Source organism: Bacillus sp. GbtcB10 (assembly GCF_019091365.1).
Classification (GTDB): Bacteria; Bacillota; Bacilli; order Bacillales; family Bacillaceae; genus Bacillus; species Bacillus altitudinis.
On the sequence record NZ_JAGXJP010000003.1, the window covers coordinates 1 to 16,342 of the forward strand.

The 16,342-nt window shown below is 42.1% G+C and carries 12 protein-coding genes; 2 read left to right on the forward strand and 10 right to left on the reverse strand.

All coding sequences use genetic code 11. The features are described 5' to 3' along the window. The coding region (locus KVT11_RS10065) for a BclA C-terminal domain-containing protein (protein WP_483297934.1) at positions 1-676 on the forward strand (676 nt) is incomplete at its 5' end. Between the two features lie 33 nt (positions 677-709). Here KVT11_RS10065 and KVT11_RS10070 read toward each other — a convergent pair. From KVT11_RS10070 to nirB (KVT11_RS10110), 9 genes are all read right to left on the reverse strand, one after another. Next, the gene (locus KVT11_RS10070) at positions 710-1,270 is read right to left on the reverse strand and encodes a CatB-related O-acetyltransferase (RefSeq protein WP_217609005.1); all 561 of its coding nucleotides are present in this window, start codon (positions 1,268-1,270) and stop codon (positions 710-712) included. 64 nt (positions 1,271-1,334) lie between these two features. Beyond that, complete coding sequence (locus KVT11_RS10075; RefSeq protein WP_017358860.1) at positions 1,335-2,702, reverse strand: MATE family efflux transporter; 1,368 nt, start codon at positions 2,700-2,702, stop codon at positions 1,335-1,337. A 19-nt stretch (positions 2,703-2,721) separates the two neighbouring features. Then, the gene (dacB, locus tag KVT11_RS10080; protein WP_008346599.1) at positions 2,722-4,206 is read right to left on the reverse strand and encodes a D-alanyl-D-alanine carboxypeptidase/D-alanyl-D-alanine endopeptidase; all 1,485 of its coding nucleotides are present in this window, start codon (positions 4,204-4,206) and stop codon (positions 2,722-2,724) included. Positions 4,207-4,337: 131 nt separating this feature from the next. Beyond that, entirely contained in the window at positions 4,338-5,318 is a 981-nt protein-coding gene (locus tag KVT11_RS10085; protein ID WP_008346597.1) for a pectinesterase family protein, read from the reverse strand. Between the two features lie 99 nt (positions 5,319-5,417). Then, on the reverse strand, positions 5,418-6,110 hold the full coding sequence (locus tag KVT11_RS10090; protein WP_008346595.1) for a DUF421 domain-containing protein: 693 nt from the start codon (positions 6,108-6,110) through the stop codon (positions 5,418-5,420). A gap of 66 nt (positions 6,111-6,176) precedes the next feature. Beyond that, on the reverse strand, positions 6,177-6,500 hold the full coding sequence (gene nirD / locus KVT11_RS10095) for a nitrite reductase small subunit NirD (RefSeq protein ID WP_008346593.1): 324 nt from the start codon (positions 6,498-6,500) through the stop codon (positions 6,177-6,179). A gap of 23 nt (positions 6,501-6,523) precedes the next feature. Next, a complete protein-coding gene (gene nirB / locus KVT11_RS10100) occupies positions 6,524-8,935 on the reverse strand; it encodes a nitrite reductase large subunit NirB (protein WP_108611633.1) in 2,412 nt (803 codons plus the stop codon). An 89-nt stretch (positions 8,936-9,024) separates the two neighbouring features. Continuing rightward, complete coding sequence (nasC, locus tag KVT11_RS10105) at positions 9,025-11,163, reverse strand: assimilatory nitrate reductase catalytic subunit NasC (RefSeq protein WP_017367410.1); 2,139 nt, start codon at positions 11,161-11,163, stop codon at positions 9,025-9,027. Continuing rightward, a complete protein-coding gene (gene nirB, locus KVT11_RS10110) occupies positions 11,160-13,421 on the reverse strand; it encodes a nitrite reductase large subunit NirB (RefSeq protein WP_146271424.1) in 2,262 nt (753 codons plus the stop codon). The genes nasC and nirB (KVT11_RS10110) overlap by 4 nt, the downstream gene beginning before the upstream one ends. A 170-nt stretch (positions 13,422-13,591) precedes the next feature. Between nirB (KVT11_RS10110) and KVT11_RS10115 the strand changes: the two genes are divergently transcribed. Further along, positions 13,592-14,794 carry a nitrate/nitrite transporter gene (locus KVT11_RS10115; protein WP_017367412.1) on the forward strand — a complete coding sequence of 401 codons (1,203 nt, stop codon included), beginning with the start codon at positions 13,592-13,594 and terminating at the stop codon, positions 14,792-14,794. 63 nt (positions 14,795-14,857) lie between these two features. Here the strand turns inward: KVT11_RS10115 and gltD are convergent, their stop codons facing one another. Next, positions 14,858-16,342 (reverse strand): glutamate synthase small subunit, encoded by a 1,485-nt coding sequence (gene gltD / locus KVT11_RS10120; RefSeq protein WP_008346585.1) that lies wholly within the window; start codon positions 16,340-16,342, stop codon positions 14,858-14,860.

The window sequence follows — 16,342 nt, forward strand, 5'->3', positions numbered from 1 at the left end:
TGGAGCTACTGGAATCACTGGTGCCACTGGAGGCACCGGTCCAACTGGAGCTACTGGAATCACTGGTGCCACTGGAGGCACCGGTCCAACTGGAGCTACTGGAATCACTGGTGCCACTGGAGGCACCGGTCCAACTGGAGCTACTGGAATCACTGGTGCCACTGGAGGCACCGGTCCAACTGGAGCTACTGGAATCACTGGTGCCACTGGAGGCACCGGTCCAACTGGAGCTACTGGAATCACTGGTGCCACTGGAGCTAGCGGTCCAACTGATACGGCACTTTATGCTGGAAATACAACAGGTCCTACAATCATTACTATTGCTGGTGGTACGAACATTGCTTTACCAAGTAATCAAAATATTAATGGATTTACGCCGAATGGTTCAAATGATACATTCACAGTCCAGCAAACAGGTAAATACTATATCACATATCAAGTAAATACCACTACTGCACTTTTAGTGAGCACAAGGCTATGGTTGAATGGATCAACTGCTATTCCAGGTTCAATTCAGTCCTCTGCCGTATCCACAACTTTTATGAGCAATACAGTTATTGTCAATTTAACAGCAGGAAATACAATTTCATTACAATTTTTCGGAGCGGTTGTAACAGCCATTCTAATAGGTGGTGGTGCAACCGGTGCATCACTTACCATCATCAGACTCAGCTAAGTGAAACGAAGATAGAAAAAAAGAAAGGCTCTGTCAGCCTTTCTTTTTTCTATCTTCAATTACGCTTATACAACGGTCAATATCAGGAGATTGCAAGAGGTGAAAAATAGACTGTATGAACGAAAACTCTAAATTCCACCATTCTAATAACTGAAGTTTTTCAATGATATCCGAAGAAAACCGATATTTCATGAGCCGCTGCGGGTTCCCTGCGACAATCGCATATGGAGGCACATCTTTTGTAATCAGACTATTTGCTCCAATGACTGCCCCGTTTCCTATCTGTACTCCTGACATGATTGTTGCTCCATATCCAATCCAAACATCGTGCCCTATACACACATCCCCTTTTGATCGTGGATGTCCTTCAATATGGGCAGCATCTGTGAAAATTTGATTGAAGGGATATGTGGTGACCCAATCTGTTCGGTGTTCACCACCAAGAAAAACTTTTACTTCGTTTGCGATGGAACAAAACTTCCCTACATTCAGCGTTGTTCCTTCTCCCCACGTCAAGACTTGAAAACCTGGTCCGGCATAAGTGAAGTCACCGATATCATACGAACTGAGCTCACTTCTTTGATTTAAAAACATAGAAGATCAGACCCCCTACAAAGTAATCGATCTTCGTATGTATATGCCAGATGATAGGCTCACATTATGATTGGACAAGTGCAACGATCTGCTTTTTCTTCCATACCAGTCGATAATAGCCGTATTGGAGCAATAAGTTTACAAAAAAGGCAGCAGGATATCCTATCCAGATTCCTTTGATCCCAAGCGATGTATGGTGTGATAGCACATAAGCCACTGGTACTTCAACAAGCCAAATGGAACAAATACTAAAGATGGTCGGCCATAGAACTGTGCCACTTGCTCTCATTGTGGCTGCAACGATTTGCGCCGTTCCAAAAATGAGATAGCTCCATAGGGTAATCACGACCAAACTATATGCAACATCAATTGTTGCAGGATCTGTTAAAAAGATAGATAAAATTTGTGGTGCGAAAATATAGACGAAAATAATAATCAATCCGCCTATCGCAAAGTTTAGCCCCAGCCCAATTTTAATGACATCTTTCAAACGATTCATGTTTCCTGCGCCAATGAATTGTGCGGCGAAAATAGAAACCGCAATACCAAGGCTCACTGCAGGCATCTGTACATAACTTACGACTTGATTGACAACGCCATAGGCTGCGGTCGCCTGTGATCCATAATCGTTGACAAAAGAAATGACAGCAATTTCTGATAAAGAAATGAGAATCATATTAATACTAGAAGGGATACTTAACTTTAATAGCGTTTTTAATAAATCCCCTTTCATCAATAAATGCTTTCTAACCGACGCATCAATGCGAAGCGGGTGCTTTGTTTTATAAAGATAGATATGAAGAATGATAAACGTAACGATTGTAGAAATCACAGAAGAATACGCAGCACCATATAAACCAAATGCCGGTAAACCAAGCCAGCCGAATAATAAAATCGGTAGCAGTAAAATATTTGTTCCTGTACTAATCATTAAGAAATAAAATGGAGTTTTCGAATCTCCTGTTCCTCGTAAAAAAGTTGTATAGACAAAATAAAGAAATAAGATGGGCATGGAGATGAATAGGATTCTGGCATATGCCGCACTTTCCTCCACAATATTTGCAGGTGTCCCCATCAAATGTAAAATATCTGTGGCAAAAAAACCTCCAATGACAGCTAAAGAAAGTCCGATTAAAAAGGTGAACGAAAGCGTTGTACCGATAATTTCCTTTAACCTCTGCTCATTTTTTGCTCCGTATGCTTGTCCAATCAGGATCGAGCTCCCTGATCCAATCCCAATGGAAAAAGAAACAAGTAAAAAGAAAAGTGGAAAGAATGCCGAAATCGCAGCTACTGCATCCTCTCCAATCCATCTACCGACAAGCACAATGGAAACAAGCTGTCCAATTGATTGCAAAATATTGCTTAATAAAAGTGGAATTAGAAAGATCGACATGGTTTTTACTAAAGATTGATTATTATCTAACGTCATGATGGTTCTCCTTCTCTGTCTAAAGATCCTCAGCTAACATGCTGACAATTCGGTCTTCTATCTCTTTTCCTTTTTCGTCATCAACGAGATGATTCAATAAGATGGAAAAAGCAAGCGTTTTTCCACTCTGCGTTTCAATATATCCAGATAGTGTGCTGACCGTTGATAGTGTACCTGTTTTTGCACGCACTTTTTCTAGTGTAGCTGGTTCTTTCAATCTATTTCTTAATGTACCTCCCACCATACGCTCACTTGCCCCAGCTAACGGAAGTGCATGGACATAGGTGTTAAACCATTTTTCCTTTTGAATGTTTGTCAAAAATAACGTGAATTGATTTGCAGAAACAAGGTTAATCGGTGATATGCCTGATCCGTCTCTCAACACAGTCATAGATGCATCTATGCCATAGGCAGGAAGACGTTCATTCAGCACGTCAAGCCCTTTGTCAAAACTCCCTTTGTTCTTTACCCGCTTCCCAAGTTCTTTTAACAGAATTTCTGCATGTGTATTGTTGCTTAATTTCATCATCGGAACAAGAAGATCGGATAAAGGCATTGATGTATGGGAAGCGATTTTTTTCGCTTTTTTAGGAACTTGTTTTGTTTTGAGTGGTCCTTTCAGCTGAATCCCCTCAGCCTTTAATGCTCGTTTCATTAAGTCTAAAGCATACGTTGTCGGTTCCCATAATGCGACCCATTGTTTAGACGAGGATGCTTTTAGCGGAATCGTTCCAGTCAGTGTAATTTTGTTTGTACCGTGAGAGCGTTTAAAAGATATTTTCTTCTTTCCGCCTTCTGGCACAGTTTTCACTTGATTGACAACTTGAGCGACGTCAGTCTTCGGGATCATCTCATAGCTGGCCTTCTGCCCTGCTTTCTTTCCCGGCTTAACTTCGAGAATGATCGTCCCTGCATCATAATCCTCATTCGGTGAAGCAGTAAGAGCAGATATTTGAGCGCCGTAATATTGATCTTCATCACTCCACGGCAGATCGATGGAATACCTTGTGTCATCAAACCAAGTATCATCAGCTGCAAGCTGTCCACGAATCGTATGTATTCCGGCCTTTTTGACTTGTTTGGCTAATGCGGCAAAATCGCTTTCTAACAATGTCGGGTCTCCAGAGCCTCGGAGATAAAGATTGCCGTGCAATGTTTTTTTGTGAATTGAACCATCTATCCAAACGTCTGTTGGAAAAGTGTGTGTTTCACCCAGTAGATCGAGTGCGATAGCAGATGTGAGTAATTTCATATTAGAAGCAGGAGTCAGACGGATGTCCGCTTGATGTTCATAAAGAAGAGAAGTGTCAGAAGTATCGCGTACGCTGATGCCAGCAATTGCGCCCTCTAAATCAGGTGCTGTTCGAATGAATTCGTCTAAAGAAGTGATCCATTTTGATTGATCATCATGAGCTGTTAGTTGTTCATCTTTCACTGAAAAAGGGAGAAATAACATCGACAAAATACATAGTTGTAAAAACATGACCTGTGAGAAACGTTTCACGCAATCCCTCCTTTTTAGAAAAGCAGCCAAATTTAGCAGATTATGTTCATTATACACAAAAGAACGTTTGTTCTCAAAGGTTTTTTAAACAGAAAAGTCAGCTTTCTTTGACGAAAACTGACAAGCCTCTTTTACCTTTTTTCAGGATTCCAGCCATCGCTTCCGCTAAGCACGGCTTGAACGGTGATTTGACTTGCTTCGTTTTTTGTTAATATCGTTGACCACTTCACCCGGTTTGCCACATGACTCCCTGCGCCCGTTGATCCATATTCTTGATATCTAGCCGTTCTTTCGTTGTCTTTGTTCTCCCAGTTATGCCATCCCTCAGCTTTAATATGTTCATCCATTTTTGTTTGGAGGAACGTGACAGCCGAATGAGGTCTCCACGGACGGCCTAAGTACACAGATTGAGACGCAGACGTTCCTTTATTTAACGTGGAATCAATAAAAACGTAGCCATACTTTTGCGCTTCTGTTGTGGATGCCGCTGTAATATATCCATTTCCAAGACTTTTTATTTCAGCTCTTTTAAATACAGCCGTTGCTGAACCAAAGATGAAGTCAACCGTGCCCTCGATATAGCAATCTTCATAATATTGTCTCCCTGTGCCTGTGGCATAAAGTGTATCTTGATAACCGAGAACACGTACGTGTTTAAACACAGCCCGGTCCCCGGATACATAAAGGGCAACCGCCTGCCCTGCGTTTCGGCCAGCTGTATTTTGAAACGTGATATTTTCTGCGTAAAAATGATTTGCCCGAATCATTGTACTAGAGCTATTGGTTGTGCTCCCGCTGCTTGCATTTGTATCATCATACGTCAGAATCGTCTGATACTGATTTTCTCCAATAAAGGACACATACGGCTTATTTTGCGGAAGGAGAATCTTTTCTTTATACACACCATTTTTAATATATATCGTCGTTTGCTGTTGATTGTTCACTGGTATCGCATCAATGGCAGATTGAACCGTTCGAAATGTCCCATTTCCTTTTTGGTCGACAATAAGCACGCGGTTTGTTTGATGGTTGTGTCCAGCTGCTTGCGCATAAGCTGAGTCAAAAAGCAGTAAGGCCAATACCATCATCAGCAGTCGTTTTCCATACTTCATCACACATCTCCCCCTTATATTGTGAACGTTTTCATTGACGTATTCTTTTTGATCCTATTCAGTTATAAAACAAAAAAACACAAAAAAACATCCACTGTGTTAGGTTGTGGATGTTTTTTCATATTTCATCGCATAAATTCCTTCATTTTCAATCCATTCACAAAATAGGACGTCTTTATAGGAGGATATGTGCTGTTTTTTCAATTGCTCTCTCAGCCACGCTTCATCAAATCCAGCTTCCTTTAAATCTTTTTTTAAAATCTCTCCGTCGATAATAAACGTTCTAGGCAATGTGACTTCTTTTCCTTTCACGTTCACATCTTCGGCTGTAGCTGGTGCATATTTCATTTTCGGAAGCACACTCACAGACCCATCCGTTTCCAAAATGGCAAATTCAATTTCATTAAGAGCAAAATGCCCTTTCGCTCGAATCAGCGTCTGCAGCTGATTTAAATCAAGCATATTTTTCTTTAATCGATTGTAGTGAATCTTTCCTTTATCAATCACAAGAGTCGGTCTTCCCTCTAAAAAAGCGCGAATGGATTTGAATTTTTGTGAAAGCCATTCAACTGTGTAGATTAAAACGCCCCAGACTGCAACTGCAAAAAGGATATGTAGCACGCTGACTTCTGGATCAAAAATGGCGTTACCAACCATCTCCCCTAAAATCAGTGCAGAAATAAAATCAAACGGCGTGATTTGTGCAAATTGTGTTTTCCCTAATAGCTTTGTAATGGAAAATAAAGCGAAAAATCCGATAAAGAGTTCAATCAAAATATTAAAAAATGGCACACATATACCTTCCTTTCTCACTGCATGTACTTACAGCATGTACAGGAAAGGAAGGTTCTAAACCATTTATGAAGGCAGTAAAATAAAGACGTCGTCTCCCTCAACCAATGCTTCATATGTTTTCACGCATCCATGATCTGGTTCTTGAACATTTCCTGATGAAAGGTTGATTTTCCAATCATGCATTGGACAGAAGACATGATCTCCGCTCACCATTCCTTCAGCTAGTACACCGCCTTTATGAGGACAGCGATTTTCAATGGCTTTGAACTGCTTGTTAGAGGTTTGAAAAACAGCTAATTCAAGTGGACCGGCTGCGACTGTTTTCCCTAGCTGCAATGGAAAATCTGATATTGTACCAATATGAACTTTTACAATTGAAACTGTCATCTGATCTCATCCCTTCAATTGATTTAGACGGAAGCAGTTGCCTTTTGAAATAATTGTCTTGTTTCTGTTTCGTTCTCTCGAATCTCTTGCCACGGTTCTTCATAAGTTGAAAGTGCGATGTCCATTCTTTCGATGAGTGCTGCACGTTTCTTGTCATCTAGCAGGACCGTTTGGATATGATTCAATCCAAGCCGTTCAACCCAAGCGGATGTTCTCTCTAAATAATTTGCGGTTTCTCTGTAATATTGAAGGTAGGCTGCGGCCATTTGTTCTACTTCTTCTGCTGTACTTACTTTCATTAATAAGTCTCCAGCTCGTAAATGTGTCCCTCCATTCCCGCCAGCATACAATTCAAATCCCCCATCGATACCTACGATGCCAAGATCTTTAATCCCAGATTCAGCACAGTTTCTTGGACAGGCTGATACGGCCATTTTGACTTTGTGCGGTGTGGCAAGTCCTTCAAATTTCTTTTCAAGTGCGATCCCAAGAGAAATGGAATCCTGCGTTCCGAATCTGCAAAATTGTTCTCCAACACAAGTTTTGACGGTTCTTAATGATTTTCCGTAAGCATAACCAGACGGCATATCTAAATCAGCCCATACTTTTGGTAAATCTTCTTTTTTGACACCTAAAAGGTCGATTCGCTGCCCTCCAGTCATTTTCACAAGCGGTATCTCATATTTGTCAACGACATCCGCTATTTTTCTCAGGTCATTAGCATTTGTCACGCCCCCGTACATACGTGGAACGACCGAATAGGTACCATCGTTTTGGATGTTGGCATGCATTCGTTCATTCACAAATCGCGAGCTTTTTTCATCTTTGTAGTCAAGCGGATACATCATCCCTAAATAGTAATTCAGTGCAGGCCGGCACTTTGAACAGCCTTCTTCTGTTTCCCAGTCAAGTACATTCATCACTTCTTTGACATGCTGCAAACCTTTCTCTTTTATTTCATGAATCACTTCATCTCTTGATAAGGTGGTGCAGGCGCAGATGGTTTCTTTTTGCGCAGTGCGGTTTGCATCATCGCCTAAAGTGTGCCATAAAATCTCTTCCACAACAGATTGACAGCCTCCGCATGACCGAGAAGCACTTGTACATTGCTTGACCTCTTGTATAGTCGTTAGGCCTTCTTTTTGAATAGCTGCCACTATTTGACCTTTTGAGACACCATTACAGCCACAAACGATATGGTCGTTTGCCATTTGTTCAATCGTGTTTTCTTGCGCCAGCTCATTTGATGTTAAGACAGATACTTTTTCCATATCTGACATATCAACACCTTCTCTAATGTACGAGAATAAACGTGGTCCATCGCTTGTTTCTCCAAACATGACGGCGCCGACTAATCGGTTTTGCTGGAAGACTAGTTTTTGATAAATGCCTTGCTGTTCGTCAAAAATCTTAATCGCTTGTTTCTCATCGTTTTCTATAAAATCTCCAGCTGAAAATACATCAACCCCTGATACTTTCAGCTGTGTCGATAGAACAGATCCTTCATAAGGCGTCGGGGCCATATCACAAACATGCTTCGCAAGCACGTTTGCTTGATCGTATAATGGCGCAACAAGACCGTACGTTTGTCCTCTATGTTCAACACATTCTCCGACTGCGTAAATCCGCGGGACACTTGTTTCCATGAAATCATTGACGATAATTCCCCGGTTCACTTCAATGCCGCTCGTTTCGGCAAGCTTGTGATTCGGTTTAATTCCTGCTGCCATGACCACCATATCTGTCTCTAATGTAGAACCATCTGAAAATGTTAGCCCTTCTACTCTTGTATCTCCTAAAATTTCATTTGTCTGTTTTCCTAATAAAAAGCTCATGCCTTGTTTTTCTAATGCTGTTTGCAGAAGTTGACCTGCCACCGGATCGAGCTGCCGGTCCATTAGATGAGAGCCAAGATGAATGACGGTCACTTCCATACCTAAGTTTAATAGACCACGTGCTGCTTCAAGTCCAAGGAGCCCGCCTCCAATAACGGCTGCTTTTTTGTACATCGTAGATGCTTTGACCATTTCCTCTGTGTCTTGTAATGTACGAAAAGCTGTTACCCCTTTTTTATCGCTCCCTGGAATGGGCGGGATGAACGGGAGGGACCCTGTCGCTAAAATTAAACGGTCATAATGCACGGTCCGTCCTTGATCACTCATAACGGTTTGATTGTCTGGATCGATCTTCACAATGGTCTCATTTGTAAACAGCTGAATATGATGTTCCTTGTACCAATTCCAATCGTTTAACGTAATATCCTCTGTCTTTGTATCCCCTTGGAGAACTTTCGATAAAAGAATCCGATTATAGTTAGGATACGGCTCAGTTCCAAATACAGTCATGTCGAATCGTTCATTGTCTGTTTTTAAAATGTTTTCGAGCGTTCGGATACCAGCCATACCATTCCCTACTAATACGAGTTTTTCTTTCATGAAAAACACCCCTCATGTGATCGTTTTTTAGAAAGTACCATAATCTAAACAAAGATGGAAAATACATGTTAAAATTTCTCACATAGTTTTCAATTCTTGTAGGCTGACAGCTGTACAGGACAATATTTAAAACCTGGCATTTTACTGTGTGGATCTAACTGTTTACCAATTAATAGGTTAATTGATTGATGTTTATTCCAGTGAAACGGAACAAACACAGTATCTTTTCGGGTGGTATCTGTTATGTGGCACCTCATGATGACACTACCTCGTTTTGACTGGATGGTGACGAGTTCCCCGTGCTGAATCCCGTAAGCTTCGGCTGTATCAGGATGAAGCTCTACATAAGCTTCAAACTGCCGGGCAACAAGAGAGGTGCTTTTTCTTGTTTGAACGCCCGTTTGGTAATGAGCCATCACCCTGCCGGTCGTTAAATAGAGTGGATATTCTGGACTGACTGGTTCTTTTGCACCCTGTTGTCCATGTGCAACGACTGCAAATTTTGCTAATTTATCAGGATGTGAGAATTGATGCTCAAATAGTCTTTCTGTTCCTCGGTCTTCCAAATGAGAGCAGGGCCATAATATGCCTTGCGTCTTCCTTAACCTGTCATAGGTCATACCGGAATAATCGGCTTTGGCTCCTTTCGTTGCTGTTCTCAATTCCTCAAAGATGTCTTCTGCAGATGAAAAAGAAAAAGAGCCTCCTTTGCCTAATACTGCTGCTATATCACAAATGATTTGCCAATCGTGCTTTCTTTGGTGTTTGAGTGGATAGGTTGCTTCTCTCAGCGTAACGCGTCCTTCTATGTTCGTCATGGTCCCTTCGTCCTCTAAATATGACGAAGCTGGTAAAATAACATCTGCAAGTGCAGCCGTCTCAGAGATAAATAAATCAATTGCGACAAAAAAGGACAGCTGCTCGATGGCTTTTTTGATAAAGCTTGCATGCGGACCTGATTGAACGGGATTAGAACACATTAAAAAGAGCGCTTTTATCTCTCCTTTCTGCATTTTTTCAAACATTTCAAAAGCAGATACACCTTTTCCAGGCAGTTCTTTTTCATCGATATTCCATATTTCGGCCATTTCTTTTCTATGTACTGGGTTTGTGATATCACGGTAACCAGGAAGCTGATCTGCTTTTTGTCCATGTTCTCTTGCACCCTGTCCATTTCCTTGCCCAGTAATAGCACCATATCCACACCCAATCCGGCCAATTTTCCCAGTAACAAGCAGAATATTCAGGAAATTACGAACGGATGCTGTCCCGTCTATTTGCTGCTCAATGCCTCTTGCAGTCAGAATCATTCCTGTTTTTTCGCGTGCGAATTTTCTCGCTATTTTTTGAATGACTTTCATCGATACACCGGTTTGCTGCGTAATGTCAGGCAGGGACATGTGTGAAATATGCTGTTTCATTTCTTGAAAACCTGATGTTCGTTTTTTAATAAATTCTTCGTCTAGTAACTGTTCATGAAGCATGACGTGTAAGATTCCATTTGCGAGTGCAGCATCTGACCCAGGCCTTAAGCTGACATGTAAGTCAGCTAGTTTGGCTGTTGCTGTTTTTCGCGGATCGATCACGATGAGAAATGCCCCGTTCTTTTTAGCTTCTTCCAAGTACGGCATGAGGGTCGGCTGACATTCCGCTATATTGGTTCCAACCAATAGTAAAACCCGGGCATGCTTGATGTCACGAAGCGGAAATGTTAGACCCCGATCAAGTCCAAATGTTTGGTTAGCTGCTGTTGCTGCTGAAGACATACACAGTCTTCCATTGTAATCAATGTATTTCGTTTTAAGGGCGACCCTTGCAAATTTTCCGAGTAAATAAGCTTCTTCATTTGTAATCGATGCACTACCATACACACTGATAGCATCGTTCCCATGTTCCGTCTGAAGGGTTTGAGTGCGTGCTTTGATTTCGTCAAGTGCCTCTTGCCAAGTCACTTTGACAAATTGACCGTTTCTTTTGATGAGGGGGTGATTCAATCGTTCCTTGTGCAGTGCGTGCTGGTGGGCATGCTGCCCTTTCATACAGATCCTGCCGAACGTGGTTGGATTATGAATACCTATCGTCTGGTAGCGTGTTCGCCCTTCTGCGTGCTGCTCGACTAATTGCATTTTGCACTGCATACTGCAAAACGGACATTGAGATGGGAACACCCTTTTTCGCTCTTGCTGCTCTGATGTTTGCTGCACATATTGTAAAAAAGATTGATTCATACATTCACACCCTTTTGTCTACTTTGCTCAAATTGCTCGCAGAGCTCTTCTCTCATTTCCTCATCGAGCAATTTTTCTCGGATGGAAATGATGCCGTTTTTTTGGATCCAGTCTCCAATAGATTCTTGAAAATATGCACGTTTTCTATAGTCTTCAAGCAGTGCTTTTAAAAAAGGAATCAGCTCATCCGTTCGGCTCACAGAATAAAAAAGCTGACCTGCCTTAGGTTGACGTATGCTGCCTCCTATATAAATGTCCCATTCATCCAGCTGCTTCTTGATGCAGATGTCATAGATGGGGCTGAAATGACATACGCAGGAAGGACCAGCGATATGAATCGATGTGACTGCAGGTAAAAGCGTGTTTTCTAGTTGTCTTTCGATCTCCATGACAAGTGTTGTGACAGATGGATCGTGACGACAATCACATGATAGAACATGAGAAAGTCTCTTGCTTTCTTGTGGCATGATGTGTCCATGTTCTTTTACAATATGGTCGGCCTCTTGTGAAATACCGATCAGCCGAATTCGTTTATTCTCCGTTAGTTCTACGTGCTGAATTTGCTTTTGCTCTAATAATCCGGTTATCATCTGTAAAAATGTCAGATCAAGACGGCCACCATATAACTGAGGCATTAGTATGTGCTCATGATCTGATGGGCTGTCTTTTACGAAAAGATCTTGAAACTGCTCAAGATAGTATGGAATGGCTGCTCGGCACTTGTCACAGCCGTTATCTGTCATCCAATCAAATTGTCTTCTTACTTGCTCTTCATTCAGCGGCTGCTGCTTTTTTACATACGAAAAAATGGTCTCTTCCTCTACATTTGTGCACGAGCAAAACGTGTCCAGTGCTTCCGTTAGCTGATTTGATGAGACATGGCAGCAGGCACGAACAAGCTCTTGACAGCCTCCGCAGCCCGTTGCGGCCCCTGTCTGTTTTTTTATCTCTTCTAAATTTGTCAGCTGATGGACCGATATGCTTTTGAATATCGCTCCCTTCGTCACCGTGTGGCATTGGCAGATGAGATCCTCTGTTTTTAATGAATCTAAAGGGGATATCTGCTCTTCATTCAGCGATTTCATGACTACGCTTTTATCACGCCCCACTTTTACATCCTGCAAAAGCTGCTCAGCTCTCTCAAGTTGACCAACTAATACAACGCCTGTGAGCACATCATGTTCAAACACTAGTTTTTTATATACTTCTTGTTCTTCATCTAAGTAAGTCACCACTGAAGCGGAGGGGGATCGGTTTACAATACTGCCAGCAGAATAAATAGATATGTCATTTGCTTTCAATTTTGTTGAATAAATGGCAGGAGGTAAATTCGTGACCAGTTCATCTAATAAATGATTCGCAAGCACGTTTGCTTGTTCATAAATAGGCTGCACAAGACCGTGCACCATCCCCTTATGCTCTGCACATTCTCCAATAGCATAAATATTCTCAACGTTTGTCTGCATGACATCATTTACAACAATGGCTTTTCTTGTATGAATGCCGTGCTGTTTTGCAAGCTCTATATTCGGACGGACCCCTGTTGTGAAAACCACGAGATCAGCATCCACGATGTCTCCACTTTTTAACAGAACGCCTTCTACTCTCTCGTTTCCTAAACATGCAATCGTATGAGCATTTGTTTTTACCTGAATCCCCTTGCGACTTAATTGTTGAGACAAAAGCCCTGCAGCTGTTTCATCTAATTGGCGTTGCATAAGCCAATCCGTGTGATGAATCAAGGTTGTCTTCAGTCCAGCGATCTGTAAACCAGCGGCCACTTCCACACCAAGTACACCACCTCCAATGACTGCTGCACGCTCATAGCGTAAAGAATCAGCGTAAATGGCCTCATAATCGTCAATCGTACGAAAAGCATAGACCCCTTTTTTGGATACGCCTTGTATAGGCAGAAAATGAGGCGATGAGCCTGTGGCGATAACCAGTTTGTCATACGGGATATTCCGGCGTGCTTCTGTCATGAGCAATTGACGCTTTGTATCGATGTGGACAACTGCTTCGCCTGTTTGGATGGTGATGTCATGTTTGGTGTACCATTCTTTTGGCTTTAGTTCAATTTGAGACAACGATTCACTTTTTTGTAAAACTGACGAAAGTTTTATTCGGTTGTAGGCCGGGTGCTTCTCTTTTCCAATGATCGTGATGGAATAGCGTTCTGGCTGTTTCTTTACGATATGTTCGATACATTTCATACTCGCCATGCCGTTTCCGATAAACACGAGTTTACGTTTTGCCATGTGAGATCAACCTTTCTAGCTTTTTGCGCCAAAGCAATGTTTGCCATAGATTATGGCACACATTTGTAAAAAAGTGTTTATCCATGTCATTTTTTCTAACACAACACTTCCATTCCTTCTATCAACTCGCTATCTTTAAGTCAGAAAATTCAAAATAAAGGAGGGGTTTTGTGAAACTCTCAGAATTGACTTCTAGTGGTCATCCTAAGACATTGTTTGGTTCATTTTTATATTTTGACGTGAGTTTCATGATTTGGGTTTTGCTGGGGGCACTCGGTGCTTTTATTGCACAAGATTTTGCCTTATCGACAATAGAAAAAGGCATGATTGTAGCCATTCCGATTTTATCCGGATCTTTTTTTCGAATTGTGCTAGGCCTATTAACAGACCGAATGGGACCTAAAAAAACAGCGATGATGGGCATGATTTTGACCACCATTCCGCTTATATGGGGGTTTTTCGGTGGTACAACCCTTTCAGAGCTAGTACTGATCGGGATTTTATTAGGGGTTGCAGGTGCGAGTTTTGCGGTCGCTTTACCGATGGCAAGCCGCTGGTACCCTCCTCATTTACAAGGGGTAGCGATGGGAATTGCCGGCGCCGGAAACAGCGGAACACTGATCTCGACACTCTTTGGACCAAGGCTTGCGGAGATGTATGGCTGGCATACAGTGATGGGGCTCGCTCTTATTCCTTTAAGTTTCGTCTTTTTGTTTTTTATTTTCACAGCAAAAGATGCACCAAACCAGCCGGCCCCTCAGCCGCTTCGGTCCTATTTTTCAGTCTTTAAAGTAAAGACAACGTGGTTTTTCTGTCTTCTTTATGCAATTACATTCGGTGGTTTTGTCGGACTTTCAAGTTTCTTGAGTATTTTCTTTGTGGACCAATATGCTATTTCAAAAATTCATGCCGGTGATTTTGTGACGCTTTGTGTGGCGGCAGGCAGCTTCTTTCGGCCAGTTGGCGGTTTGATTGCCGATAAAATTGGCGGGATGAAAGTACTGCTCGGTTTATTTGCTTTGATTGGTATCTGTTTAGGGGCAGTGAGTAGTCTACCTGCTTTACCAGTGGTCATTGCGCTTTTATTTGTCGGAATGATGTGTCTTGGTATGGGGAATGGGGCGGTGTTCCAGCTTGTGCCGCAAGTGTTTCATAAGGAAATTGGGATTGTGACTGGAATTGTAGGGGCTGCAGGAGGCATTGGGGGATTCTTTTTACCAAACGTTCTTGGCAGTTTAAAAGAAATGACGGGCTCCTATACATTTGGCTTTTTGACCATTTCTCTTTTTGTTCTTGCTGTCTTCCTCTGTTTGGTTGTCTCCCAGTTCAAACGTAAAAAAGTCATTATCCAGCCAACCATGTCTGAATCATAAAAAGCCATGACCACTCTTTGGTCATGGCTTTTCTCTATATATGGTAAACACCCTTTGTTTGACCTATTTTGGCAGAACCGAACTCCCCATTAAATAACGGTCTACCTCATGCGCCACTTGTCTGCCTTCGTTAATTGCCCAGACAATCAAGCTTTGACCGCGTCTTGCATCTCCCGCTGCAAATACGCCTTCTACATTCGTCGTATATTCCCCATATTTTGCGTCAATCCGATTGTTTTTGCTGTCCACGCCAAAGTGTTTCACTAGCGGCTGTTCAGTTCCCTCAAAACCAATCGCAATAAAGACTAGCTGAGCTGGCCATACCTTCTCTGTTCCTGGAATCTCATGAAATTCAAACTTCCCTTGCTCGTTTTTCACCTTTTCCATTTGAATGGTATGAAGCTCTTTTAACTTCCCATTTTTATCAGCCACAATCTTTGTGGTTTGAATCGAATATTGCCGCGGATCTTCTCCAAATTTTGCTTGTGCTTCTTCGTAAGCATAATCTAGAGAGAAGACATAAGGCTGTTCTGGCCACATGTTATCCCCTACACGTGTATCTGGAAGCTTTGGATGCTTTCCGAATTGAACAACACTTTTTGCTTTTTGGCGAAGTGCAGTTGCGACGCAGTCAGCGCCTGTATCTCCTCCGCCAATCACAATGACGTCTTTCCCTTTTGCGTCAATAAAGTTTTTATCTTTGAATCCTGAATCAAGCATGCTTTTTGTTGCGAGTGTTAAATAATCCATTGCCAGGTGAATCCCTTTTGCTTCCCTGCCTTCAATTAACAGGTCACGCTGCTTTTGTGCACCTGTACAAAGGATGACCGCATCAAATTGCTCTTTCAGTTCATCAGCCGTGATATCCACACCAATTTCTGTATTGGTCACAAAGTCAATGCCTTCTTGTCTTAGCAGTTTAACTCTGCGCTCAACGACTTCTTTGTCGAGCTTCATATTCGGAATACCATAAGTGAGCAGTCCACCAAGACGATCAGATCGTTCAAACACGGTTACAGCGTGCCCTGCTTGGTTTAGTTGGTCTGCACTTGCCAGTCCTGCTGGTCCTGATCCGACAATGGCAACCTTTTTCCCTGTACGGCTTGAAGGAATTCTTGGTGTAATCCAGCCATTTTCAAAACCTTTATCAATGATCGTCCGTTCGATATTTTTAATCGATACTGCTGGATCATTGATCGCGACGGTACATGAGCCTTCACAAGGTGCTGGACATACTCTTCCAGTAAATTCAGGGAAATTGTTCGTTTTTTGTAGTCTTTCAAGCGCTTCTTTCCATCTGCCCCGGTAGACAAGGTCATTCCATTCTGGAATTAAATTGTAGATCGGGCAGCCAGAAACGCCGCCCCTGATCTCCATCCCAATTTGACAAAACGGTGTTCCGCAATCCATACATCTAGCACCCTGCTGTTTCAATACCTCATCTGTATAAGGAGCTGAATATTCTTTCCAGTCATTTTGACGAGTGAGAGGGTCACGTTCATTTGGCTTTTCTCTTTTATAATCCATAAAACCTGTTGCTTTGCCCAT

Coding starts and splice junctions, on each gene's coding strand:
- KVT11_RS10070 (WP_217609005.1), bottom strand. CDS start 1,270: ATGTTTTTAAATCAAAGAAGTGAGCTCAGTTCGTATGATATCGGTGAC.
- KVT11_RS10075 (WP_017358860.1), bottom strand. CDS start 2,702: ATGACGTTAGATAATAATCAATCTTTAGTAAAAACCATGTCGATCTTT.
- KVT11_RS10085 (WP_008346597.1), bottom strand. CDS start 5,318: ATGAAGTATGGAAAACGACTGCTGATGATGGTATTGGCCTTACTGCTT.
- nirD (WP_008346593.1), bottom strand. CDS start 6,500: ATGACAGTTTCAATTGTAAAAGTTCATATTGGTACAATATCAGATTTT.
- nirB (WP_108611633.1), bottom strand. CDS start 8,935: ATGAAAGAAAAACTCGTATTAGTAGGGAATGGTATGGCTGGTATCCGA.
- nasC (WP_017367410.1), bottom strand. CDS start 11,163: ATGAATCAATCTTTTTTACAATATGTGCAGCAAACATCAGAGCAGCAA.
- nirB (WP_146271424.1), bottom strand. CDS start 13,421: ATGGCAAAACGTAAACTCGTGTTTATCGGAAACGGCATGGCGAGTATG.
- gltD (WP_008346585.1), bottom strand. CDS start 16,342: ATGGGCAAAGCAACAGGTTTTATGGATTATAAAAGAGAAAAGCCAAAT.